Here is a 26006-nt window from a genome sequence, read left to right on the forward strand (position 1 = left end):
GTGATCCTCGCTCCGGGGCGGCGGCGTTCTGCTCCCTCAGCCCTGCTGGGCCACCAGGCTCGCGGGACGCATGTCGGTCCAGTGGGACTCCACATGGGCGAGGCACGCCTCGCGGGTGTCCGGGCCGAGGACGGTCCGCCACCCGGCCGGCACCTCGGCGAAGGACGGCCACAGGGAGTGCTGGTTCTCATCGTTGACCAGGACCAGGAAGGTGCCCTGCGGGTCCTCGAACGGGTTGGTCGTCATGCGTTGTCGCTCCTTTTGGACGTTGCGGTGAACAGCTCGGAGAGCGGCTGTTCCGGGTGGGCCACCACGATGCGCAGCAGCTCCTGTAGTTCGTCGGCCAGACGCCGCGCCTTCGCGGTGCCCAGCAGGTCGGTCGCGTGGATGAGGGCGCAGTGCACGGGGCCCTCACCCCGTGGTTCGTAGAAGCTCAGGGTCAGTTCCGCGCGGGTCGAGCCGGTGGGCAGGGCCTCCAGCGAGCCCAGGCCGCCTTCCAGCCGCTCCAGATCGGCCTGTTCATGGTGGATCACCATGACCTGCGGTCCCTCCGCGGGCAGTCCGGTCGCCCCGACGACTTCGTCGAACGGGATGTCCTGACGGTCCAGGGCGCTCAGTGTGGTCTCCCGCACCCGGGTGAGCAGCTCCGTGAAGGCCGGGTCGCCGGCCGTGTCGGTGCGCAGCACGACCGTGTTGAGGAAGCAGCCGACCAGTTCGGCGAGCCGGTCCTCGCTCCGGCCCGCGACCATCGTGCCGATGGGCAGATCGGTGCCCGCCCCGTGCGCGGTGAGCAGTGCCGCCAGGGCCGCGTGCAGCACCATGAACATGCTGGTGCCGGTGGTACGGGCGAGCCGGTCCACGGCCTCGTGGAGATCGGCGTCGAGGACGAACCCGACCTGGTCCGCGGACCGGCCGTACGCGTCCGGCGCTGCCTCGCGAGGCCCGTCCGCCGGAAGCGCCAGCCGCTCCGGGACATCCCTGAGCGTCCGCCGCCAGTAGGCGAGTTGCCGTCCGCCCCGGCTGTCCGGGTCGGTGAGGTCGCCCAGGACCTCGTGCGCCCACCGCGTGTAGTCGCCGTAGGTGACAGGCAGCGGCTCCCAGGAGGGTGCCAGGCCCTGTGTGCGGGCCGCGTAGGCGGTGGTGAGGTCACGGAACAGGGGGACCACCGACCACTCGTCCACCGCGAGGTAGTGCGCGGTGACCAGCAGCGCCTGCCCGCCGTCCGGGCCGGTCAGCAGCCGCACTCCCACGGGCGCCCCCGCCTCCGGGTCCGGTGACCGCGTGGCGAGTTCGGCGAGCCGGGCCTCCAGGTCCGCGCTCGACTCCACGGCCAGCACCGGAGCCCCGGCCGGCCGCTGGTGCAGCACGCCGTCCCGCTCGGTGAACGCCGTGCGCAGCGGCTCGTGGCGGGCCGCCACGTCGGCGAGCGCGGCGGAGAGCGCCTGTGCGTCGAGCCCGCCCGTGGACCGCAGGACGAGAGCGTGGTCGAAGCCGGGGTTGCGGCGCGACGACTCCCACTGGACGCGCTGGACCGGTGCGGGCACCCGCGGCTCGTCGCGGTGACCCGCGACCAGAGCGGGGCGGGTGGCCGCCGCGCCCTCCAGTTTGGCGGCGAGAGCGGCGACCGACAGCGCGTCGAAGACGTCCCGGATGCTCAGCTCCACCCCGAACTCGGCGCGGATGCGGCCCAGGAGCCTCATCGACGCCATGGAGTGTCCGCCGAGTGCGAAGAAGTTGTCGTGCACGCCGACGCTGTCCAGCTTCAGGATCTCGCAGAACAGATCGGCGAGCCGGGCCTGCGTCCCGGTGGCCGGCCGGTCGTCGCCGGTCATCGCGGACCAGTCCGGTACGGGCAGCGCCTTGCGGTCCAGCTTGCCGTTGGGCGTGAGCGGGAGCGGCCCGTCCAGCGGGACGACGAGCGCGGGGACCATGTACTCGGGCAGCAGCCCGGCCGCGTGGGACAGCAGCTCCCGCGGGTCGGGAGTCCCCGATTCGGGCACCACGTAGCCGACCAGGCGCACGATGTCGCCGTCGCGGTCGGGCACCACGGCCGCCTGGGCTACCGACGGATGCGCGGTGAGGGCCGCCTCGACCTCGCCCAGCTCGATGCGGAAGCCCCGCACCTTCACCTGGCTGTCGACCCGGCCGAGGAAATCGAGGTTGCCGTCCGGTCGCCAGCGGGCACGGTCGCCGGTGCGGTACATCCGGCTGCCGGGTCCGCCGTACGGGTCGGCGACGAAGCGCTCCGACGTCAGCCCCGGACGGCCCAGATAGCCGCGGGCCAGGCCGCGGCCGGCGACGTACAGCTCGCCGGTCACGCCCGGCGGGACGGGTTTCAGGGTCTCGTCGAGGACGTAGCAGCGGGTGTTGGGGTCGGGCCGGCCGATCGGCACCCGGCCGGAGGGACTGCCGCCGTGCTCACGGGCTTGCCACAGCGTGGAGTTGACCGTCGCCTCGGTGAGCCCGTAGGCGCAGATCAGATCGGCCGTGGCGCCGAACCGCTCGAACAGCTCCGGCGGTACGGTCTCGGTGCCGACCAGGACGGTCGAGCCCTCGGGAAGCTCGCAGCCCGGCGGCAACGCGGACACCAGCGACGGCGGCAGGATCATGTGGGTGATCCGCTGGTCCGCGAGGAAGTCGGTGAGCGCCGGTCCCGCGACCCGTGCCTCGTCGCTGATGAGGACGAGGCGGCCGCCGTGGCACAGGGCCATCGACAGCTCGAAGGCGAAGACGTCGAAGCCGATCGACGCGAACTGGAGCACCCGGCTGTCGGGTCGCAGGCCCATGCGGTCGACCGCGGTCGCGACCAGGCTGGAGATGCCCTCGTGGGGCACCACCACACCCTTGGGGCGACCGGTCGAGCCGGAGGTGTAGATGACGTACGCGGCCTGGTCCGGGCCGACCGGTCCGCCGCCCACGGGCGCTTCGGACAGTGCGTCCAGCTCCCCGGCCGTCCCCGGCGCGTCGAGCAGCACCACGGGTACGCCGGCGACATCGGGGATCTTCCCCGCGACCGGTTCGGTGCCGACCACGAGGGCGGCCCCCGAGTCCTCGATCAGATACGTGAGACGGTCCCCCGGGTGGACCAGGTCCAGCGGCAGGAACGCGGCGCCCAGTTTCAGCACGGCGACCACGGTGGCGACCATGTCCACGGAGCGGGGCACGGCCACGCCGACGACGCTCTCGGTGCCCACGCCGTGGGCCGCGAGCAGCCGCGCGATGCGGTTGGCGCGGGCGTCGAGCTGCGCGTACGTCACCGAGCGGGAGCGTTCCACGACGGCGACCGCGTCGGGCCGTTCGGCGAGCCGCCGGGCGAACAGCGCGGGCAGGGACGCCTCCTCGACCTCGCGCGGGGCGCCGTTGAACTCCTCCAGGACCAGCCGCCGCTCGTCGGCGGTGAGGATCCCGGCCTGTGACAGGGGCTGCCCGGGTGCCGCGACGAGTGCGGCGACCAGCCGGCCGAGCCGCTCGCCGAGGCGCTCGGCGGTCTCCCGGTCGAACAGCTCGGTGGCGAACTCCAGGCGGCAGTTCAGCGCGCCGGTGCCGCCGTCGGCGGGGAGCCGTTCGGAGAAGCTGAACACGAGGTCGAACTTGGCGGAGCTGATCGCGAACGGCACGTACTCCAGCCGGAGTCCGGGCAGTTCCAGCTCGTCTCCGGTGCGGGCGTGGTAGCCGACCATCACCTGGAAGAGCGGGTTGCGGGAGAGGGACCGCGTCGGGTTGAGGGCCTCGACGACGGACTCGAAGGGCACATCGGCGTGCGAGAACGCCGCCAGGTCGCTCTCGCGGACCCGCGCCAGCAGCTCGGTGAAGCTGGGGTCGCCGCTCACATCGGCGCGCAGGACCAGCGTGTTGACGAAGAAGCCGACCAGATCGTCCAGCGCCTCGTCGCTCCGCCCGGCGATGGGTGCGCCGAGGGGGATGTCCGTCCCCGCGCCCATGCGGTGGAGCAGGGCGGCCACGGCCGCGTGCACCACCATGAACATGCTGGCGCCGGTCTCCCGGGCGAGCCGCTTCAGCCCCTCGTGGACCCGGGCGTCGAACGGGATGTCGAGTTCGGCTCCGGAGAACGCCGGGCGGGCGGGCCTGGGGCGGTCGGAGGGCAGTTCCAGTTCCTCGGGGGCCCCGGCCAGCGTGGTGCGCCAGTAGTCCAGCTGACGGGCGGCCATGCCGTTCCCGTCGGCGGGGTCGCCGAGCAGCCGCCGCTGCCACAGCGCGTAGTCGGCGTACTGGACGGGCAGCGGCTCCCAGCCGGGGGCCGTGCCGTCGAGGCGGGCCGTGTAGGCGGTGGCCAGGTCGCGGAGGAACGGCCGGTCCGACCATTCGTCGGTGGTGATGTGGTGCAGCAGCAGGACGACGGCGTGGTCGTCGGGCGCCAGCTCCACGACCGTGGCCCGCAGCGGCAGTTCGGCGGCGAGGTCGAAGGGGCGGTTGACGGCCGCGTCGATGATGCCGGGCAGCGCGTCCTCGGTGGCCCGGACGCACTCCACCACGGGGTGCGCCTGTTCGGCGGGCAGGACGCGCTGGGACGTCCGGCCGTCGGGCGCCGTGCGGAAGACCGTCCGCAGCGCCTCGTGCCGGGCCGTCACATCGGTGAGGGCGGTGCGCCACGCGTCGGTGTCGAGGGGGCCGCGCACCCGCATGACCAGCGGGAAGTTGTACGCGGCCGAGGTGCACTCGATCTGCTGGATGACCCACAGCCGTTGCTGGGCGTGGGACAGCGGCAGTTCGACGCGCCCGTGCCGCTCACCGGCCGTCAGTGCCGGACGGGCGGCGCCGCCGGCCCGTGCGACGCGTTCCACCAGTTCGGCCACGGTGGGTGCCTCGAACAGGTCCCGGATCGCCAGCTCCGTGTCCAGTGCGGTACGGGCCCTGCTGACGAGCCGGGTGGCCAGCAGGGAGTGGCCCCCCAGCTCGAAGAAGTCGCTGTCGATGCCGACGCTGTCCGCGGGCAGCCCGAGCACCTCGGCGTAGAGCGCGCACAGCGTCTCCTCCCCCGGGGTGCGGGGCGGGCGGCTCGTGCCGGTACCGGCGAAGTCCGGTGCGGGCAGGGCGCGGACGTCCAGCTTGCCGTTGACGGTCAGGGGCAGTGCCCCGACGGTGACGAGTACGGAGGGGACCATGTAGTCCGGCAGCGTGGCCTTCACATGGTCGCGCAGCCGCCGCGTCAGTGCCTCTCCCTGTCCGGCGCCCTCCTCCGGTACGACATAGCCGGCCAGACGCTTGGTGCCCGCGTTCTCCGTCACGACGACCGCCGCGTGGGCGACCTCCGGGTGCGTCGACAGCGCGGTCGAGATCTCGCCCAGTTCGACGCGGTAGCCGCGGATCTTGACCTGGTCGTCGGTGCGGCCGAGGAAGTCGAGGAGACCGTCGGCGCGTTGCCGTACGAGATCGCCGGTGCGGTACATGCGCTCGCCGGGCTCGCCGAACGGGTCGGCGACGAACCGCTCGGCCGTGAGACCGGGCCGGTCGTGATAGCCGCGGGCCAGACCCGTGCCGGCGATGTACAGCTCACCGGGGCAGCCCGGCGGGACGGGCCGCAGCATCGTGTCCAGCACATGGGCACGGGTGTTGCGGATGGGGACGCCGACCGTGGAGGTCGCGCTGTCGGCGGTGGAGCCGCCGAGCGTGTTGATGGTGTACTCCGTCGGCCCGTACAGGTTGTAGCCGTAGGTGCCCTCGGTGTTCCGGAGCCGCGTCCACACCGTGTCGGAGACGGACTCCCCACCGAGCAGGACCAGCGCGGGCCGGTGCTTCCCGGTCTCCTCGTCCTGGTCGAGCAGCCCTTCCTCGATGAGCAACTGGGCATACGTGGGGGTGACGTTGACCACGTCGACACGGTGCCGGTCGCAGTAGGCCACCAGGGCCTCGGCGTCACGGCGCAGCTCCTCGTCGCAGACGTGCACCTCATGGCCCTCGACGAGCCAGAGCAGTTCCTCCCAGGACATGTCGAAGGCGAAGGACACGGTGTGCGCGATGCGCAGCCGCCGCCCGCCCGCCGAGGCGATGGCCGGGTCGAAGATCTCCTTCTGGTGGTTGAGCTGCATGTTCGTCAGCCCGCGGTACGGGGTGACGACGCCCTTGGGCCGGCCGGTGGATCCGGAGGTGTAGATGACGTACGCGGGGTACTCCAGGCGGCCGGGCACGTCGTGCGCGAACGCGGGGCGCTCCGCGTCGGCGATCTCACCGCCCGGGAGCGCGGCCAGCTCGGCGGCCACGGCCACGTCGTCCAGGAGGAGTTCGGGCGCGACGGGTCCTTCGTCCCCGCGCAGCGTCGGGGCGACCGCGGCGGTGGACACCAGGCACAGGGGGCCGGTGTCGCGCACCATCAGGCGGAGCCGGTCGGCGGGGTGGTCGAGGTCGAGCGGCAGATAGGCGGCGCCGGTCCGCAGTACGGCGAAGAGGGCGGCCACCATGTCGATGGAGCGCGGCAGCGCGAGTGCGACGACCGTCTCCGGCCCGGCGCCCCGGGCGAGCAGCAGCCGGGCGAGCCGGTTGATGTGGGCGTCCAGTTCGGCGTACGTGAGGGCGCGCTCGCCGAAGACCAGAGCCACCGCGTCCGGGGTGCGGGCGACCTGGGCCGCGAGCATGTCGGCGACGGTCTCGTCCGGCACCGGCTCGCGGCTGCTCTCCCGGCCGGCCAGCAGTGCGGCGCGCTCGGCCGGCAGCAGCGGGTCGACACCGGCGGTCCGGGCGGACGCCCCGTCGCCGTGCTCCAGGGCTTCGGCCAGCCGGTCCAGGACGGCCGTGAACCGGGCGAGGATCGTGGTGGCGTCCTCGGGGTCGAAGAGGTCGGGCCTGGCCGCGAGGGTGACCCGCAGCCGGTTGCCGGGGGTGACGATCAGGGTGAGCGGGAAGTGCGTGCCGTCCACGTTGGACACATCGGTGATGCCGTGCCGCCGCCGCAGCTCGGCGGCCCGGTCCTCGCCGTCGGCCGAGCGGAGGACGAACAGGGTGTCGAAGAGGCGGCGGTGGCCCGTCTCCTGCTGGATCGTGCCGAGGCCGACGTACTCGTACGGCATGACGGCGGCCCGCTCGGACTGCATCCGTCGCAGCAGGCGGAGCACCGGCTCGTCCGGGGTGAAAGCGACGCGCGCCGGAATGGTGTTGAGGAACATGCCGATGATGCCGGCCGCGTCGGGTACGTCGGCGGGCCGCCCGGCGACCGCGATGCCGAAGGTCACGTCGTCGCGGCCCGTCATCGCCGAGAGCACCATGCCCCACGCCGCGTTCAGCACGGTGTTCAGGGTGAGCCCGTGCCGTCGGACGAGGGTGCGCAGCCGCTCGCTGCTCTCCGGCGTCAGTACGGTGTCGAAGTCCACCGGGATCACGGGTCCGGCGTCCCGCCCGGAGGGGGCGAGCAGGGTCGGCTCGTCGAAGCCGGCGAGCGCCCGGCGCCAGGCGTCGACGGCGGCCCCGGTGTCCTGCTCGTCCAGCCAGGCCAGGTAGTCGCGGTACGAGCCGGGGGCCGGCAGACCGGTGGCGTCGCCGCCCCGCTCGTACAGCGTGAACAGCTCCTCCAGGAACAGCCACGCCGACCAGCCGTCCCACAGGATCAGGTGGTGGGTGACGACGAGGCGGTCCCGGCCGTCGCCGAGCCGGATCAGCAGCAGCCTGCACAGCGGGGCGGAGGTGAGATCGAAGCGCCGGCGCCGGTCGGCAGCCAGCAACTCCTCGGTGCGGGTGCGCTGTTCGTCCTGGGAGAGACCGGACAGGTCCGCCTCGACGAGCGGGATCTCGGCCCCGTCCACGATGAACTGGACGGGGCGGGACAGACCGTCGTCGGCGAAACCGGCCCGCAGGCTGCTGTTGCGTTCCAGCAGCGCCCGGCAGGCGGCCCGCAGCCGGTCGGCGTCGACCCGGTGCCCGAAGTCGAGGCTCTCCTGCGACAGGTAGACGTCGAGCGCCTCGCCCGCGTCGAAGGTGGCGTGGAAGTACATGCCCTCCTGGAGCGGGGAGAGCGGCCAGATGTCCGCGACGGGCAGCCCTGCGACGGTCTCGACGCGCGCGGTCTCCTCGGGCGTGAGCACGTAGCCGCCGAGCGGGGCGGGGGCCGGCGGCTCCTGGGGGGCCGCGGCGGCGGTGAGCTGGTCGAGCAGTGCCCGCAGGGCGGGATCGACGGCCGCACCGGACCCGGCCTGCTGGGCCAGCACGGCCTGGAGGGCTGCCGCCGCCTGCCCGGCGTCGGCGGCGGAGACGGTCACCGCTTCGGCGGGCGCGGGCGCCCCGGCAGCGGGAGCGCCCGCCTCCGGAGCGGGAGCCGCGGTGGCCGCCCCGGCGGCGAGTGCGGCGGGGGTGCGGTGCTCGAACACATCACGGGGGCTCAACGCCATCCCTCTCTCACGGGCGCGGGTGACGACGGTGATCGAGGACAGGCTGTCGCCGCCGAGGACGAAGAAGTCGTCCTCCACGCCGATCCCCGGCACACCGAGAACGTCGGTGAAGATCTCGCACAGAGCGCGTTCGCGCGCGTCGCGCGGCGGCCGTCCGCCCGCGCGGGGCGTGACCCCGGGGGCCGGAAGCGCGTTCTGGTCGAGCTTGCCGCTGGGTGTCAGCGGCAGTTCGTCCAGGGCCACGACGGCGCCGGGAACCATGGTCGCGGGCAGCGCTTCGGCGAGCGCGGCACGCAGCCGTTCGGTGTCCGGGCGGGGGGCGCCCGGGGCGGGGGCCACATAGCCGACGAGGACACCGTCGCGGACGGTCACGGCGGCGAGGGCGACGCCCGGCAGGTCCGACAGAGCGGCCTCGATCTCGCCCAGCTCCACACGGTTTCCGCGGATCTTGACCTGGCGGTCGGTGCGGCCGAGGTACTCGACGGCGCCGTCAGCACGGCGGCGCACGAGGTCGCCGGTGCGGTACATGCGCTCACCGGGGGCACCGAACGGATCGGCGACGAACCGTTCGGCGGTCAGCCCCGGGCGGTCGTGGTAGGCCCGCGCCAGTTGCACGCCCGCGAGGTACAGCTCACCGGGGACCCCGTCGGGCACCGGTCGCAGGAAGGCGTCGAGGACGTACAGGCGGGTGTTCCAGACGGGCCGGCCGATGGGGACGGCGACCTCGCCGCCGCCCTCGTACGCGAAGGAGGTCACGTCCACGGCAGCCTCGGTGGGCCCGTAGAGGTTGTGCAGGGGAACGGGTCCGCGGCCGGAGCGGGACGTCAGCTCCCACCAGCGCCGGGCCCCGGCACCGGTGAGCGCCTCACCGCTGCAGAACACCCGCCGCAGGCTCGCCGCCCAGTCCGGGAGGCCCGTGCCGGTCTCCATGACCTGGGTGAACGCGGCGAGCATCGACGGAACGAAGTGGGTGGTGGTGATCCGCCGGGCGTGGATCAGCTCGGCCAGGTAGGCCGGGTCGCGGTGGCCGTCGGGGCGGGCGAGGACGACGGCCGCGCCCTCCACCAGGGGCCAGAAGAACTCCCACACGGACACGTCGAAACTGGCGGGCGTCTTCTGGAGCACCCGGTCCTCGGGGGTCAGCCCGTACGCGCCCTGCATCCAGGCGAGCCGGTTGACGATGGCCCGGTGGGTGACGGCGACGCCCTTGGGACGCCCGGTGGAGCCGGAGGTGTAGATGAGGTAGGCGGGGTGGTCGGGGCCGGCCGGGCGGGCGGGCGTGCCGGGTGTGCCGGGGACGTCTTCGGTCCGGTCGTCCCCGCCGACGAGGAGGTGGCCGAGGCCGGGCACGACGGGCAGCCGCCCGGCCGCTTCGGCGGTGGTCACCACGGTGCGCGCGCCGGAGTCGCCGAGCATGAACGCGACCCGGTCGGCGGGGTAGTCGAGGTCGACCGGCAGATAGGCGGCGCCCGCCTTGAGGACGGCGAGGAGCGCGATCATCAGCTCGGCGGAGCGGGGTACCGCGACCGCGACGTACGTCTCCGGGCCGGCGCCGCGTGAGCGCAGCCGCCGGGCCAGCGCCTCGGCACGCCGGTCCAGCTCCGCGTACGTCAGGGTGGTGTCCTCGAAGACGACGGCGGTGGCGTCGGGTGTGCGGGCCGCCGTCGCCGCGAACAGCGAGGCGAGAGTGGCCTCGGGAACGGGCCGCCCGGTGGCGTTCAGCGCGGCGAGGTGCTCGTGCTCCCGGTCGGAGAGCACGCCGGTCCGGGCGACGGTGCGACCGGGGTCGGACACGAACGCGCGCAGCAGCGCCGTGAACCTGTTGGCGAGCACGGCCACGGTCACCTGGTCGAGGCGGGCCGCGTCGTGCTTGAACCGCAGCAGGAGCCCGTTCCCGCCCGGCTCCACGACGAGCGCGAGGGGGTAGTGCACGGAGTCGAACACCTCGGCGCCGGTGATGCGCAGCTCGCCGGGCGCCTGCGCGGCGGAGAGGTCGCCGGTCGGATAGTTCTCGAACACCACGAGTGTGTCGAAGAGTTCTCCGCCGCCCGCGATCCGCTGGATGTCGGCGAGCGCCAGGTGCTGGTGGTCCAGGAGCGCCGCGTGCTCGTCCTGGACCCGTCGCAGCAGCTCGGCGAGCGATTCGCCGGCGCGCGGCGCGACCCGCGCGGGGACGGTGTTGATGAACAGGCCCACGGCGGTGTCCAGGTCCGTGACCTCGGTCGTCCGGCCGGACACGGTCGTGCCGAAGACGACGTCCTGACTGCCGGTGAGCGAGGTGAGGAGCAGGCCCCACACACCGTGGACGACGGTGCTCAGGGTGAGGCCGTGGGTCCGTGCGCGGGCGATGAGGTCGGCGGTGAACCGTTCGGGCAGCCGAGTGTCGACGTGCTCCGTCCTGGGTGCCGTCCGCCCCCGATCCGTCCCGGCGGCGAGTGCGGGCAGCCGGGTCGGCCCTTCGAGCCCGGACAGCGCCTGCCGCCACGCGTCGCGGGCGGCGTCCCGGTCCCGGCCCGCCAGCCACGACAGGTACGGGCGCGGGGCCACCGGCTCCGCAAGCTCCTCGCCCCGGTGGGCGGCGGTCAGTTCGCGCAGCAGGACCGCGACCGACCAGCCGTCGGCGACGATGTGGTGCAGGGTGAGCAGGAGCCGGTGGCGGTGGCCGTCCCGGATGAGGGTGGCGCGCAGCAGCGGCGGCCGGGCCAGGTCGAAACGCTCGGCCCGGTCGGCACTCAGCAGGTCGTCGAGGCCGGTGTCGGCGGTGTCGGCCTCCCGCCACGGAAGGATGACCTCGGCGGCGAGGCGCTGGACCACCTCGCCGCCGGGAAGCTGGCGGAACGAGGCACGCAGCAGGGGGTGCCGGTCCAGGAGCAGTTGCAGGGTGCTTCGCAGCCGGGCCGGGTCGACGGGGCCGTCCAGGTCGAGGAGTTCCTGGACCATGTAGAGGTCCGCTTCCCGTGCGTCGAACGCGGCGTGGAAGAAGAAGCCCTCCTGGAGCGGGGAGACGGGCAACGCGTCCTCGTCCAGCACGGCCGGGACGGCCGGGGCCGGGCGGGCCGTGATCCCCTCCGTCGGCCCGGTCTCCGACCCGGTCCCGGCCGCGGACCGGGCGAGGGCCGCCACCGTCCGGAGCCGGAACACCTCGCGCGGCCTGATCGTGAGCCCGGCCTCACGGGCCCGGTTCACCAGCTGGATGGCGACGATGCTGTCCCCGCCCAGTTCGAAGAAGCTGTCGTGGACGCCGACCGACGGCTGCCCGAGGACATCGGCGAAGAGGGCGGCGAGCACGGTCTCGGCCGGGGTGGTGGGGGCGTCGGCGCCGCTCATGGCCGTCCAGCGGGGCTCGGGCAGGGCGCGCCGGTCGAGCTTGCCGTTGGGGGTCAGCGGGAGCGAGCCGTCGAGGACGACGACGGCGGACGGCACCATGTGGTCCGGCAGGGTGTCGGCGATCCGGGCCCGTGCGGCGGTCACGGCGGTGCCGGATTCCGTGGCGGTGTCGGCGGCCAGGTAGGCGACGAGGCGTTTGACGCCCCGGTGGTCCTCACGGACGAGGACGGCGGCCTGGGCGATTCCCGGGCAGCCCATGAACGCGCTCTCGATCTCGCCCGGCTCGATGCGATGACCCCGGATCTTGACCTGGCCGTCCGCACGGCCCAGGAACTCCAGGTTGCCGTCGGTACCCCAGCGGACCCGGTCTCCGGTGCGGTACATCCTCGTGCCCGGCCCGCCGTACGGGTCGGCGACGAACCGCTCCGACGTCAGCCCCGGACGGCCCAGATAGCCGCGGGCCAGACCGCGGCCGGCGACGTACAGCTCGCCCTCGACGCCCACCGGTACGGGGCGGAGCGCGGCGTCGAGGACGTAGGTGCGGGTGTTCGGGTCGGGGCGGCCGATGGGCGTGGGGCCCGGCCGGTCCGCACGGGCGCTCCAGAGGGTGGAGTTGACGCTCGCCTCGGTGAGGCCGTAGGCGACGACGACCCGGAGCCGCCCGGACCAGCGGGCGATGAGCTCGCCCGGCACGGCTTCGGTGCCGACGACGAGGACGGCGCCTTCGGGCAGTTCGCACTCCGGCGGCAGCGCCGAGACGATCGAGGGCGGCAGGATCATGTGCGTGGCGTCGTGCCGCGCTATGTACTCGGTCAGGGCGGGTCCCGCGACGCGGCGTTCGGTGGGGACGAGGATGATCCGGCCTCCGACGCACAGAGCCATGACCAGGTCCCAGACCGTCACGTCGAAACCGACGGAGGCGAACTGCACGACGCGGCTGTCGGCGGTCACGCCGATCCGTTCGGTGGCGGTGGCGATGAGACTGCCGATGCCGTCGTGGGGGACGACGACGCCCTTGGGGCGGCCCGTGGAGCCGGAGGTGTAGATGACGTACGCGGCCTGGTCCAGTGCGACCGGCAGACCGGGATCGGAGCCGTCGAGGGCGGCGCGGGTGTCCGCGGTGGCCGGGTCGTCCAGCAGTACGTGCGCCACGCCGTCCTGTGCCGGGGGGAGTTCGTCCGCGAGTTCCCGCACGGTGATCACCGTGCGGGCCCCGGCGTCGGACAGCATGTAGGCGATGCGGTCCTGGGGGTGGTCGGCGTCCAGCGGCAGATAGGCGGCACCGGTCTTCATCACCGCGAGCAGGGACACGACGAGGTCCGGGGTGCGCGGCAGGGCCACGGCGACGACGTCCTCGGCGCCGACGCCGCGGGCCAGGAGGAGGCGGGCGAGCCGGTTGGCCTCGGTGTCGAGAGCGGCGTACGTCAGCTCGTCGTCCTCGCACACGAGCGCGACGGCGTCGGGCGTGCGGCGCACCTGCGCCTCGAAGGCCGCGGGCCAGGACTGTTCGGACACCGGGTGCGGTGCCGTCCCGAACTCGCCGAGGAGGCGGCCGCGTTCGTCCGCGGAGGTGAGTTCGATGTGGCCGACGGGGCGGTCGAGGTCCTCGGTGAGGGCCTTCAGCAGGGTGCGGAAGCGGCGCTCGTGGTCGCGGAGCGTCTCCTCGTCGCAGATGTCCGCGTCCGCGTCGAGGTGGACGCGCAGCCCGGTGCCGTCCCGGGTCCCGGCGAACGCGAAGGCGAGGTCGCTGACCGGGCCGAGCCACTCCGGGAGGAGCTCGGCCGTGCCGTCCGGGAAGCCCAGTTCCTCGGGCCGGGGAAGGATGTTGACGGTGGGCCCGACGAGCGCCGGTACGCCGTCGACGAGGCCGAAGTCCCTGGCCAGGTCCTCGGCACGGTAGCGCCCGTGCGCCACCGCTCCGGCGACCGCGTCGCGTACCCCGGCCACCAGGTCCGTCCCGGTCGTCCCGGGGCTGACCCGCACGCGCAGCGGGACGATGTTGGAGACCATGCCGGGGGTGCCGGCCGACACCCGGTCCTGCCGGGCCGCGATCGGCAGGCCGAGGACGAGGTCCTGCTCGCCGCCGGCCCGGTGGAGGTAGGCGGCCACGGCGGCGACCAGGACACGGGACGGCCGGACACCGGAGCGCTCGGCGGCCGCGTACAGCCGCTCCGTCTCCTGTGCGGAGAGTTCGGCGGTGCGCCGCAGGCGCCGCGCCATGGGGGACGGGCCGCGCTCGACCAGACGTGCGGGCTCGGCGCGTCCGGACATCCGCTCGTGCCACCAGGCGCGGTCGGCCCCGTACTGCTCGGATGCCCGGTAGGCCAGATCGGCGTCCACGAGCCGGGCGAGCGGCCGGTCCTCGCGGGCCGGGGCCTTCTCGCCCAGGGTGTAGAGCTCGCCGGCCCGACGGGTGATGAGTGCGACGCCCATGCCGTCGAGAACGATGTGGTGGTAGCGCTGGGACCATCGGACCCGGTCGTCCGCGAGCCGCAGCAGGACCTGGGAGAAGAGCGGGCCGTGGGTGAGGTCGACGGGCCGGTCCCGGTCGGTGGCCGTCCAGGTGGCGGCGGCCTCCTCGGGGTCCGGTGCGCCGCGCAGGTCGATGACGGGCACCTCGAAGGAGACGGGGCGCGGAGTCTGGCGCGCTTCTCCCTGTCCGGGCACCACCTCGACGTGCAGGCACTCGGCCTCCTCGACCGCCTGGCGGACCGCGCCCGCGAGGTGGTCGAGGTCGATGTCGCCGAGCAGGTCCAGGGTGAAGACGATGTTGTAGGCGGAGCTGTCCGGCTCGATCTGCTGGGCAAGCCAGACGCCGGCCTGCCCGCCGGTCAGCGGGAGCCCGGAAGCGGTTGTCCGGTCCGACTCGACGTCAAACATCGTACGAAGGGGCCTTTCCCTGGTCATGCCGGTGATGGGTGTGCCGTCCCGGTGAACGGGGCGGGCCGCCGCTGACAGACGGCTTCGGCGCTCGCCCCGTTCTCGTCCGTCATCGACGGCGTGCCGGGCCGGCACGCCGTCGAACCGTCCGCCTTCCCGGTCCCGCGTCAGTGGTGGGGCGTTACTTGATGGCCGCCAGCAGCGGCTCGATCTCGTCGATCGCGTAGGGGATGGAGAGGGCCGTGTTGAAGGAGAACGCGGCACCGACGTCCGGGTCCTGGTAGGGCACGAACAGGTCGCGCTTGTCCTGATGGACCTTCAGGTTCTTGTAGAGCGGTTCCGCCTTGATCCGGTTGTCGGCGTCGGTGCTGGAGGTCACCCAGACCAGCCGGTCGACGTCCAGCACATTCAGCTTCTCGGCACTGAGCTCGGCGGCGTTCCAGCCCGGCTTGGCCAGTGTGTCGATCTGGGGCTTCAGCTTGAAGCCCAGTTCGGAGAAGAAGATCGACTTGGGGTCGGTCCTGGTGAACGCCGAGTACTTGCCCGCCTCGAAGCTGTCGGCGACGGCGAGCGTCTTCGTGGCGAACTCGGGGTGCTTGTCGCGGACGGCCTTGAAGCGGGCGTCGATGCCCGCGATCAGCTTCTCGGTCTCCGCGTCCTTGCCGAGCGACTTGCCGATCTGCCGGGTCATGACCTGCCAGGAGGCGCCGTAGTCGGGAAGGCCCTTGGGCTGGGCGACGACCTTGGTGAACTTGGAGAGCGTGTCGTACTGCTCCTTCTTCATCCCCGAGTACTGGGCGATGACCAGGTCCGGCTTCAGCGAGGCGATCTTCTCGATGTTGTACTCGTCGCGCTCACCCACGATCTCCGGCTTCGTGGAGCCCCACTTGTCCTTGGTCCACGGCCACTTGCCGTACGGCTGCTCCTTGAACCAGTCCACCGATCCGACGGGCTTGATACCGAGCGCCAGCACCGCGTCCTGGTCCGAGAGGCCCAGGGTGACGACCCTCTTCGGCTCCGCGTCGACCGTCGTGCTGCCGTACTTGTGCTCGACCGTCACCGGGAAGGCGCCGGACTTCGCCCCGGCCGAGGGCTTGGACTCGGCCTTGTCGGCGCCGCCCCCACAGGCGGAGAGAGCGAGCGCGGCGACGGCCACGACGGCGACACGGGGAAGGTCTCTGACGAGCCGCGTCAGGGCGGGGCGTGTACCAATGGACACGGATGTTCCTTTCAAGGGGTTTCACTGTGCACACCAGGTCCGTCCACGAAGGCGCCGCCAACCGGCCGCGCGTGTGGGGGACTTGGCTGAAGATGTGTGGGTCGGGGCGAGCGACCCTAGCGGACCGATCCGATGCCGTCGGCGACCGGCCGCGGCCCGCCGGGGGCGGACTCCGCTCCCCGGTCGAGAATCGAGTCCAGGATCTCGCCGACCCTGATCGCGGTGTTGGAGAGCAGGGACGACGTGATGCCGTGGGTGTGCTCGGTGCCGCCCTGGAGGTAGATGCCGCAGCGCAGTCCGTCGTCCGTCGCGATCCGGTAGTCGCGCTCGACCTGGACGCGGCCCCGGTCGTCGCGGTGACAGCGTTCCGCCACGTCACCGAGGAGGGCGAGCGGCTCGGCCGGGGTGTAACCGGTGGCGAGGACCACCACATCGGCCTCCAGCGTGCTCTCCTCGCCGTTGACGAGGGACTTGACGGTGGCGCGCACCGTGTCCGGGGTCTCCTTGACGCCGGTCAGCCGGGAGATGTTGAGGAAGCGCAGCCGCTCGGTGCCGAGCACCTTCTCCTGGTACGCCTGGCGGTACAGGTCGTCGATCAGGTCGATGTCCACCACGGAGTAGTTGGTGTTGCCGTGGTAGTCCATCAGCTTGCGCTTGATGTCGTCGGGGGCGGCGTAGTACTCGTCGACCGCCTGCGGGTCGAAGATGCGGTTGGCGAAGCTGCTGTCGTCGGCAGGGCTGTAGCCGTAGCGGGAGAAGACGGCGCAGACCTCCGCACGGGGGAAGCGGCGGTGCAGGTACGCGACGTTCTCGGCGGCGCTCTGACCGGCGCCGACGACGATGAAGCGGGTGGGGTCGGTGCCCGCCAGGCCGTCCACCTTGGCCAGCAGGTCGGAGTTGTGCCAGACGCGGTCCGTCCGCTCCACGCCCTCGGGCATCAGGGGCCGCAGCCCCGTGCCGATGACGAGGTTGCGGGCACGGTGGACCACCGTCTCCGAGCCCGAACGGGCCGTCACATCGAGGTACTCCACCACTCCATCGCGTACGACGGGCTCGACGGAGATGACCTCGTGGCCGTAGGAGACCATGTCGTCGACCTTCGCCGCGGCCCACTCGAAGTAGTCGTGGAACTCCACGCGCAGCGGGAAGAGGTTCTTGTGGTTGACGAAGTCGATCAGGCGGCCCTTGCTCTGCAGGTAGCGCAGGAAGGTGTACTCGCTGGACGGGTTACGAAGCGTCACCAGGTCCTTGAGGAAGGACACCTGCATCGTCGCGTCGTCGATCAGCATGCCACGGTGCCAGCCGAAGTTCGGCTGCCGCTCGAAGAAGTGAGCGGTGACCGTCTCCTGCCTGCCGACACGCGCGTTGTGCTCGCTCAGCGCGATCGCCATGGCCACATTGGACGGCCCGAAGCCGATACCTATGAGGTCATGGATCAAAGGTGCGTCGCCAGGAAGAACCTGTGACATGTCACTCCCATCGTGCGGGTCGCCTGCCAGGCGCGGATGAAAAGAACGAGAGGCCGAGCCCGCCGTTGCCACCGGCCAGCCAAACTTAGGTAAAGCTAACCTGAGCTGAATCAAACTGTCGACAGGGCAAAACGGACGAGCGGCAGAAGTGGGGCGGCGAACAGGCCCAAAAACCGGGCGCGTTGCGCTATTAGGTAAGGCTTGCTTTACTTGCCCCCGGTCAGTCGCTCTTCCGAGGAGGAACTCCATGCGGGTCGTCATGTTCGGTTACCAGACCTGGGGGCACCGCACCCTTCAAGCACTCCTGGAATCCGAGCACGACGTCGTCCTGGTCGTGACGCACCCCAAGAGCGAGCACGCCTACGAGAAGATCTGGAGCGACTCGGTCGCCGACCTGGCCGAGGAGCACGGCGTTCCGGTGGTCATCCGCAACCGGCCCGACGACGAGGAACTGCTCCAGCGGCTCAAGGAAGCCGACCCGGACATCATCGTGGCCAACAACTGGCGGACCTGGATCCCGCCGCGCGTCTACACGCTGCCCCGTCACGGCACCCTGAACATCCACGACTCGCTGCTGCCGAAGTACGCCGGTTTCTCGCCGCTCATCTGGGCCCTGATCAACGGTGAACGCGAAGTCGGCGTCACGGCCCACATGATGGACGAGGTTCTCGACGCCGGTGACATCGTGGACCAGCGCGCGGTGACGGTGGGTCCCGCCGATACGGTCACCGACCTCTTCCACAAGACCGTCGACCTCATCGGCCCGGTCACGATCGGCGCACTGAAGCTGATCGCCTCGGGGCAGACCGAGTTCACCAAGCAGGACCGTTCACAGGCCAGCTTCTTCCACAAGCGGTCCGAGGAAGACATCCGGATCAACTGGGACTGGCCCGCCGATGTCCTGGAGCGTCTGGTCCGCGCCCAGTCCGCCCCGTACCCCAGCGCCTTCACCTTCCACAGGGGCAGGCGTCTGGAGGTCCTGGCCGCGGTCGTGTCCGAGGGCCGCTACGGCGGTACGCCGGGGCGCGTCTTCTACCGCGAGGGCGACGGGGTGGTGATCGTCGCGGGCGCCGACGCGCGGACCGGCCGCAACCACGGCCTCGCCATCACCCGCGTGCGTACCGAGGACGGCCGCGAGCTGCCGGCGGCCGACTACTTCACGTCCATGGGGGGCTACCTCACCAACCGCGCCTGACCGCCGGGCCGTCGGGCCGACGCACCGGGTGCCATTCCCCCGGTCCGGCCGGTCCGGCCGCCCTGAGGCAGATCCGCACCACCCGCCCCGCCCCTCGCATCCCGGTCCCCGGAACGAGGAGGCGGGGCGCACCCGTTTCCGCCCTGCTGACGGACTCGACTGCCGTGCGAGCGGGCCCCGTCGGGACGACGCACCGCGCCGCTGTCCCGGCGTCAGCTGTCCCGGCGTCACGGACGCCGCGCCCCCGTGAGTGATGCCGGGCCGGCCGCACGGGCTCGGGAGACGTACGCCCGGAGACCGGTCCGGCTACTCCTCCTCCCGCGTCCGCGCCTGCCCCTTGGCACGCTTGCCGACGACCGTCACGGCGGCCACCGCGCTGCCCACGAAGGCGAGGGCGACCACCCAGGGCTGATCGAAGACATGCCGCGTCGCGTGGTCCACGGAGTACCGGCCGGGGCCGATCAGACCGATGGCCGCGGCGGTGAAGCCGAGGAACGCCGGGTACTCGTAGCCGCCGCCCTGCGCGAAGAAGCCCGCGGGGGCGTGGACGGACACGGCTCCCGCCATCGCTCCGGCGGCGGCCGCCCCCGCGGCCGGAGTCGCGAGCCCGAACGCCAGCAGGACACCACCACCGGCTTCGCCGAGCCCGGCGGCGACGGCGCTGTGCTTGGGCGGATGGAAGCCCATGGCCTCCATGGCCGCGGTGGTGCCTTCGATTCCGCCGCCGCCGAACCAGCCCGCGAGCTTCTGGCTGCCGTGGGCGGTGAGGACCGCGCCGGTGCCGACGCGCAGGAGGAGAAGGCCGAGATCACGCCGGTTGACGCAGACCATGAGGACTCCCGGGGTGGGGACGGAATGGGGGGCGATACGGATTCCACTGTGGTCGGCCCGCGGCGTACCGGCACGGTCGGGATGGGCCGGACGGGGCCGAAGCCGGGCCAGGCAAGGGGTCACGGTGCGACACAAGTCATTGTGCAACTTGTTGCACAATAATGTTCCGGTGGTCTACAACTGGCTCGACGACACCTGTGCGAGGAGACGCCGGATGAGCCCTTACCCCACACTGCTGAGCCCGCTCGACCTGGGATTCACCACCCTCCCCAACCGGGTCCTCATGGGATCGATGCACATCGGTCTGGAGGAGGCCGAGCACGGCTTCACGCGTATGGCGGCCTTCTACGCCGAGCGGGCCCGCGGCGGGGTCGGCCTGATGGTCACCGGCGGCATCGCGCCCAGTGAGCGCGCGTGCTCCTTCCCCGGCGGCGCCAGGATGACCACCGAGGCGGAGGCCGCGCAGCACACGGAGATCACGACGGCCGTCCATGCGGCGGGCGGGCGGATCGCGATGCAGATCCTGCACTTCGGGCGCTACGCGCACCACGCGGATCTGGTGGCCCCGAGCGCGCTCAAGGCACCGATCAGCGGCTTCACCCCGCACGCGCTGACCGACGACGAGGTCGAGGAGACCATCGAGGAGTTCGTCCGGGCCGCGGAGCTGGCGCGCTCGGCGGGCTACGACGGGGTCGAGATCATGGGCTCCGAGGGCTATCTGATCAACGAGTTCATCGTTGCCGCGACCAACCACCGCACCGACCGCTGGGGCGGCTCGTACGAGAACCGCATCCGCTTCCCCGTCGAGATCGTGCGCCGGGTCCGTGAGCGGGTCGGGAGCGACTTCATCCTGATCTACCGGCTCTCCATGCTGGACCTGGTCCCCGGCGGCTCCACGCTGGAGGAGGTCGTGCGGCTCGCCCGGGAGATCGAGGCGGCCGGAGCCACCATCATCAACACCGGCATCGGCTGGCACGAGGCCCGCATCCCCACCATCGCCACCTCCGTGCCGCGCGGCGCCTTCACCTGGGTGACGGAGAAGGTGCGCGGGGCGGTGTCCGTACCCCTGGTGACCAGCAACCGCATCAACACCCCGGAAGTGGCCGAGGAGATCCTGGCCTCCGGCCGTGCGGACATGGTCTCGATGGCCCGGCCGTTCCTGGCCGACCCGGACTTCGTCGCCAAGGCGGCCGAGGGCCGCGCGGACGCGATCAACACCTGCATCGGCTGCAACCAGGCATGCCTGGACCACATCTTCAGCCTGAAGATCACCTCGTGCCTGGTCAATCCGCGCGCCTGCCACGAGACGGAGCTGGTGCTCTCGCCCACCCGGACGCGCAAGCGGGTCGCCGTCGTGGGCGCCGGTCCGGCCGGGCTGGCGTGTGCGGTGACGGCGTCCGAGCGCGGCCATGCGGTCACCCTCTTCGATCTGGCCGACGAGATCGGCGGCCAGCTCAATGTGGCGCGACGCGTCCCCGGCAAGGAGGAGTTCAACGAGACGCTGCGCTACTTCCGTACCCGGCTGGCCGAACTGGACGTCGAACTCCGGCTCGGCACGCGGGCCACGGCCGGAACGCTGGACGGCTTCGACGAGATCGTCGTCGCCACCGGCGTCGAGCCCCGCTCCCCCGCGATACCCGGGGCGGGGCACCCCAGCGTGGTCAGCTATCTGGACGTGCTGCGCGACGGGGCACCGGTCGGTGACCGGGTCGCGATCGTCGGGGCGGGCGGCATCGGCTTCGATGTGGCCGAGTTCCTGACGGACGGCGGCGACGACGCGAGCCTCGACCCGGAGACGTTCTTCCGGCAGTGGGGCGTGGACACCGACTACGCGGACCGGGGCGGGCTGCGCGCCCCCGAGCGCCCGAAGGTGCCGCGCACGGTCCACCTGGTCCAGCGCAAGGCGACCAAGGTCGGGGCGGGACTCGGAAAGACCACGGGCTGGATCCACCGCACCGAGCTGCGCCACCGCGGCGTCGACATGATCGCGGGCGCCGGTTACGACCGTATCGACGACGAGGGTCTGCATCTCACCGTCGACGGCGAGCGGCGCCTGCTCACCGTCGACACGGTGGTGCTGTGCGCGGGTCAGGAGCCGCGCCGCGAGCTGTACGAGGAACTGCTCGCCGCGGGCCGTCCGGTGCATCTGATCGGCGGCGCCGACGTGGCGGCGGAGCTGGACGCCAAGCGGGCGATCCGCCAGGGCACGGAGCTCGCCGCGACGCTGTGAGGTCCCGTTCCGCCCGTCCTTAGGATGCACTGCATGTCACTGCCGCACGCGATCCTCACCGCCCTGCTGGAGAAGCCGTCGTCGGGGCTGGAGCTGACCCGGAGGTTCGACCGTTCGATCGGTTACTTCTGGTCGTCCACGCACCAGCAGATCTATCGCGAGCTCGGGAAACTGGAGCAGGCCGGGCGGATCAGGGCGCTGCCCCCGGCGCAGCCGGCGCGTGGGCAGAAGAAGGAGTACGAGGTGCTGCCCGCGGGCCGCGAGGAGCTGGCCGCCTGGGTGGCCCTGCCCGAGGACCCGCGCCCGGTCCGCGATCCGCTGCTCCTGCGGATGCGGGCGGCAGCGGTGGTCGGGGCGCCGGGGCTGGGGGCGGAGCTCCGGCGCCATCTCGGGCTTCATCAGCGGCAGCTGGCCGAGTATCTGGAGATCGAGGAGCGCGACTTCACGCCCGCGCGGACGGCGGACGAGGACCGGCTTCGGCATCTGGTGCTGCGGGGCGGCATCGATCTGGAGAGCTTCTGGATCGGCTGGCTGACGCGGGCCATCGACGAGCTGGGCGAACCGGACCGGTCCCCGGACCCGGCCGCGCAGACAGCCGGAGACCCGGCCGCGCAGACTCCCTGAGGACGGCGCAGCCGGCCGAGCAGCCCCTCCCGAAACTGCTCAGACCCTGGGGCCGCTCACGACCTGCTCGGATCCCGGGGCTGCCCGGAATCCGCTCAGGACCCGAACCCCGCTCAGGACGCGCTCGGCCTGACCGTGAGCGGTTCGCGTGCGCGCGGTTCGGCTGCGCGCGGTTCGGTGGCGAGGGCCTGGCGGTCCTGTTGCCGCGGGCTGCCGATGACGACCCGCGACGGCGCACCGCTCACGGGCGCACCGCCCGCCACCGTCTCGCCCGCCGCCGTCTCGGCCTCTTCCCCGGTCACGGCCATGGGCCGGGCCTGAGCGCGGCTGAGCAGGATCACCCCGCGTACCGCGGCCGCCGTGCCGAGGAGCGCCGGGACCAGACCGGCCGCTCCGCCCTGGAGGCGTTCACCGAGGAGGGCGAGGCCGATCGCTGCGGCGGCGACCGGATTGGCCAGGGTGACCACGGCGAGCGGGGCGCCGAGACCGCCGCGGTAGGCGGTCTGGGAGAGCAGCAGGCCGCCCATGGCGAAGGCGGAGACGAGCAGCGCCACGGTCAGCAGCCGCCAGCTGAACAGCGGTCCCGTGGTGTGGTCGGTCACGGCGACCGTCAGGGTCTGGGTGAGCGCGGAAGCGACGCCGGAGGTGATGCCGGAGGCCGCCGCGTGCCGCAGTCCCGGCCGTGTGCCGGGGCGGCTGAGACCGGCGACGACCGCCATGGTGGCCGCGCCGACGCCGAGCGCCTCGACAAGACTCAAGGTCTCGTGCGGCGCGGTGCCGCCCGAGGTGAGCAGCAGGGCTCCGAGGCCGAGGAGGGTGAGGACCGTGCCGCGCCATTCGGTCCGGCTGACCCGGCGCCCGGCGGCGCGCGCCCCGAGCGGGACGGCGGCGACGAGGGTGAGCGCGCCCAGCGGCTGGACGAGGGTGAGCGGTCCGTACTTCAGCGCGGCGACATGGAGCAGGGCGCCGCCCGCGTTCAGACCGACCGCCGACCACCAGGCACCGCGGCCCAGCAGGCGCAGGGTGCCGGTGGAGGGTTCGGTGCGTCCGGCGAGCCGGGACTGTGCCACGGCCGCCGCCGCGTAGGCGGCTGCGGAGACGAGGGACAGTGCGACGGCGATGAGCGTGGCGTTCACCGCCGGGCTCCCGACCGGGCGAGCGTCCGTGCTCCGGCGCCGGTACCGGCGGTGGGTCCGGTGTACGTCCGGGTCTCGGCGACGGCCGCCGGTGCATGGGCGACGGCGAACGCGGAACCGGCTGCGGGCACCCCGCCGGACGGCCACGGCAGATGCTCCCGGACCGGAGCGGGGCGCGACAGCCGCAGGGCGGCGAAGGCGACGGCGAGCAGCGCCGAGACGACGATCGCGTCGAGCCAGTAGTGGTTGGCGGTGCCCACGATGACGAGCAGCGTCACCAGCGGGTGCAGCAGCCACAGCCAGCGCCACCGGGAGCGGGTGGCGACGATCAGCCCGACGGCGACCATCACCGCCCAGCCGAAGTGCAGGGAGGGCATCGCCGCGAACTGGTTCGCCATCGAGTCGGTAGAGGGGGTGTTCCCGTACACCGTCGGGCCGTACACCTGGCCGGTGTCCACGAGGGCCGCGGCGTCCAGCATCCGGGGCGGGGCGAGCGGGAACAGCAGATGGAGCGCGAGCGCGGCGCCGGTGAGTACGGCGAGTATGCGGCGCGACCAGACGTAGTGGCGGGGCCTGCGCCAGTAGAGCCAGACCAGGAACAGCACCGTGGCCGGGAAGTGCACGGTCGCGTAGTACGTGTTCGCCACATGGATCAGCGTCTCGCTGTGCAGCAGCACGCTCTGCACGGCGCCCTCACCGGGGAGATGGACGGCGCGTTCGAAGTCCCATACGTGTCCGGCGTTGCGGAACGCTTCCTCGACATGTCCGTTGGCGGCCTGCCGGCCGAGCTTGTACACGAGGAAGAGTCCCGCGACCAGGAGGAACTCACGGACGAGGGGCGGTCGGGCAGAAGTGTCCGGCTCCCGGTCTGCAGGCTTGCTGCGGGCGTGTATCACCCGATGCCCCTTTGCTGACGAAGCGCTGTTACGGCGGCATGGTCCACTCCATGCCGTATCGATACGCCAGTGTACCGATACGCGAACGTATCGGTACACGCGCGTATCGGTACACTGGCGTATCGAGGGACCTCACCGCAGAGCCGCAGGAGGGAAGCGCATGCCGTCGCAGGATTCCGCACAGGAACCGGCACTCGCGTCACGCCGGTCGAAGATCACACCGGAGCGGGCGCAGGAGCTGTACACGGCCGTGCTGGACCTCTTGCGGGAGAGCGGGTACGAGTCACTGACCATGGAGGGAGTGGCCTCGCGCACCCGCTGCGGGAAGTCGACGCTCTACCGGCAGTGGGGCTCCAAGCCCGAACTGGTCGTCGCCGCGCTGCACGGCACCCGCCGCATGCTGCTCTCGCACATCGACACGGGCACCCTGGCCGGGGACCTGCGCGAGGCGGCGCGGGCCATCGGCGAGGGCTCCGGCCGCGACACCCCTCTGATGCACGCGCTCAGCCACGCCGCGCTCCAGAGCCCCGAGCTGCTGTGCGCGTTGCGGGAGGCGCTGATCCTGCCGGAGATCGCGGCGATCGACGCCATGGTCCGGCGGGGCATGGACCGCGGCGAGATCGCGGCCGGTCATCCCGCGGCGGAGTACGTGGCCGCGCAGCTGCTCGGCGTGATGCGCGCGCGCCCCCTGCTGGAGGGGCGGTACGCGGACGAGGCGTATCTCACACGGTTCGTGGTGACCACGATCCTCCCCGGACTGGGACTTGAGGCACCGCCCCCGGAGTCCTGAACAAGACGTGGACCGTCCGCCCCGGCGGAGAGACGGTCCACCCGCGCCGCACCGTGGGGACGGGGGCGGCGCACCGCCCGGCCGGCCGGTGACTCCTTCGGGAGCCACCGGCCGGCCGTGTTTCCGGCCGCACCCCCGGCGGGCCGCGCCCCGTCGCGCGGTCAGCCCCGGCACACCCGGTGGACCTGGCGCACCCCTAGGTCACCAAACAAATGATTGGTAGATTCGTCGCTCCATACCGATGGAGGGCGGACCATGGGCTTCGGCAATCCGATCGACTTCTCCGGGCGGGCGGTGCTCGTCACCGGAGGCACCAAGGGCGTCGGCGCGGCGATCGCCGCCGCATTCCTCACCGCGGGCGCGGACGTCATGGTGTGCGGGCGCGGCGAACCGGCGGAGCTGCCGACGGCGGGCGGGCGACCGGCCCTCTTCCGGGTCGCGGACGTCCGGGACCCCGCTGCCGCCGCCGCACTGGTGGCGGCGGCCGTCGAGCGGTTCGGCCGGCTCGATGTGCTCGTCAACAACGCGGGCGGCTCCCCCGACGCCGACGCGGCGACCGTCTCCCCGCGCTTCGTCGAGAAGGTCGTCGCCCTCAACCTCCTGGCCCCGTTCTATGCGGCGCAGGCCGCGAACCTGGTCATGCGGGAGCAGCCGGAGGGCGGCAGCGTGATCAACATCGGCAGTGTCTCCGCACACCACCCGCAGCCGGGGACCGCCGCCTACTCCGCCGCCAAGGCGGGCCTGCTGGGGCTGACGCGGGCGCTGGCCCTGGAATGGGCGCCGAGGGTGCGCGTCAACCACATCACGGCGGGGCCGGTCCGCACCGAGGGCACCGCCTCCGTCCACGGCGAGGACCGGGGGACGGCGATGGCGGACGTCCTGGCGATGCGCCGGCCGGCGGTGCCCGACGACGTGGCCCACGCCTGTCTCTATCTGGCCGGCGGGCTGGCACCGTACGTCAACGGCGCCGACCTGGCCGTGCACGGCGGCGGGGAGGTACCGGCCAGATATCTCACCAGGACCCCTTTCTCGTCCCCTTGACGATATCCCCCGGTACCCCTTATCGTCGCACCGAC

Annotated in this window: 12 protein-coding genes; 5 read left to right on the forward strand and 7 right to left on the reverse strand. The window is 72.5% G+C overall.

Annotated elements, in window-relative coordinates; genetic code table 11:
* Positions 1–36: 36 nt before the first annotated feature.
* The 4 genes from OG251_RS42810 to OG251_RS42825 form a co-directional block, all read right to left on the reverse strand.
* Entirely contained in the window at positions 37–246 is a 210-nt protein-coding gene (locus OG251_RS42810) for an MbtH family protein (RefSeq protein ID WP_326682672.1), read from the reverse strand.
* Entirely contained in the window at positions 243–14540 is a 14298-nt protein-coding gene (locus OG251_RS42815) for a non-ribosomal peptide synthetase (RefSeq protein ID WP_326682673.1), read from the reverse strand. The genes OG251_RS42810 and OG251_RS42815 overlap by 4 nt, the downstream gene beginning before the upstream one ends.
* Before the next feature lie 181 nt (positions 14541–14721).
* Positions 14722–15759 (reverse strand): iron-siderophore ABC transporter substrate-binding protein, encoded by a 1038-nt coding sequence (locus tag OG251_RS42820; protein WP_326682674.1) that lies wholly within the window; start codon positions 15757–15759, stop codon positions 14722–14724.
* Positions 15760–15875: 116 nt separating this feature from the next.
* The gene (locus OG251_RS42825; RefSeq protein ID WP_326682675.1) at positions 15876–17228 is read right to left on the reverse strand and encodes a lysine N(6)-hydroxylase/L-ornithine N(5)-oxygenase family protein; all 1353 of its coding nucleotides are present in this window, start codon (positions 17226–17228) and stop codon (positions 15876–15878) included.
* Between the two features lie 247 nt (positions 17229–17475).
* Here OG251_RS42825 and OG251_RS42830 point away from each other — a divergent pair, with 247 nt between their 5' ends.
* Positions 17476–18423 carry a methionyl-tRNA formyltransferase gene (locus OG251_RS42830; protein ID WP_326682676.1) on the forward strand — a complete coding sequence of 316 codons (948 nt, stop codon included), beginning with the start codon at positions 17476–17478 and terminating at the stop codon, positions 18421–18423.
* A 306-nt stretch (positions 18424–18729) separates the two neighbouring features.
* Here OG251_RS42830 and OG251_RS42835 read toward each other — a convergent pair whose 3' ends face one another.
* Positions 18730–19254: a DoxX family protein gene (locus OG251_RS42835; protein WP_326682677.1), complete on the reverse strand. Its 525-nt coding sequence runs from the start codon at positions 19252–19254 to the stop codon at positions 18730–18732.
* Between the two features lie 214 nt (positions 19255–19468).
* Here OG251_RS42835 and OG251_RS42840 point away from each other — a divergent pair, with 214 nt between their 5' ends.
* Positions 19469–21484 (forward strand): NADPH-dependent 2,4-dienoyl-CoA reductase, encoded by a 2016-nt coding sequence (locus OG251_RS42840; protein WP_326682678.1) that lies wholly within the window; start codon positions 19469–19471, stop codon positions 21482–21484.
* 33 nt (positions 21485–21517) lie between these two features.
* Positions 21518–22108 carry a PadR family transcriptional regulator gene (locus tag OG251_RS42845; RefSeq protein ID WP_326682679.1) on the forward strand — a complete coding sequence of 197 codons (591 nt, stop codon included), beginning with the start codon at positions 21518–21520 and terminating at the stop codon, positions 22106–22108.
* 113 nt (positions 22109–22221) lie between these two features.
* Here OG251_RS42845 and OG251_RS42850 read toward each other — a convergent pair whose 3' ends face one another.
* The gene (locus tag OG251_RS42850) at positions 22222–23244 is read right to left on the reverse strand and encodes a DMT family transporter (protein ID WP_326682680.1); all 1023 of its coding nucleotides are present in this window, start codon (positions 23242–23244) and stop codon (positions 22222–22224) included.
* On the reverse strand, positions 23241–24140 hold the full coding sequence (locus tag OG251_RS42855) for a phosphatase PAP2 family protein (protein WP_326682681.1): 900 nt from the start codon (positions 24138–24140) through the stop codon (positions 23241–23243). The genes OG251_RS42850 and OG251_RS42855 overlap by 4 nt, the downstream gene beginning before the upstream one ends.
* Before the next feature lie 160 nt (positions 24141–24300).
* On the opposite strand from OG251_RS42855, the gene OG251_RS42860 reads away from it, so the two are divergent.
* Positions 24301–24930 (forward strand): TetR/AcrR family transcriptional regulator, encoded by a 630-nt coding sequence (locus tag OG251_RS42860; RefSeq protein WP_326682682.1) that lies wholly within the window; start codon positions 24301–24303, stop codon positions 24928–24930.
* 255 nt (positions 24931–25185) lie between these two features.
* On the forward strand, positions 25186–25971 hold the full coding sequence (locus tag OG251_RS42865; protein ID WP_326682683.1) for an SDR family oxidoreductase: 786 nt from the start codon (positions 25186–25188) through the stop codon (positions 25969–25971).
* Positions 25972–26006 lie beyond the last annotated feature (35 nt).

Origin of the sequence: Streptomyces sp. NBC_01237 (assembly GCF_035917275.1) — a bacterium.
Taxonomy (GTDB): Bacteria; Actinomycetota; Actinomycetes; order Streptomycetales; family Streptomycetaceae; genus Streptomyces.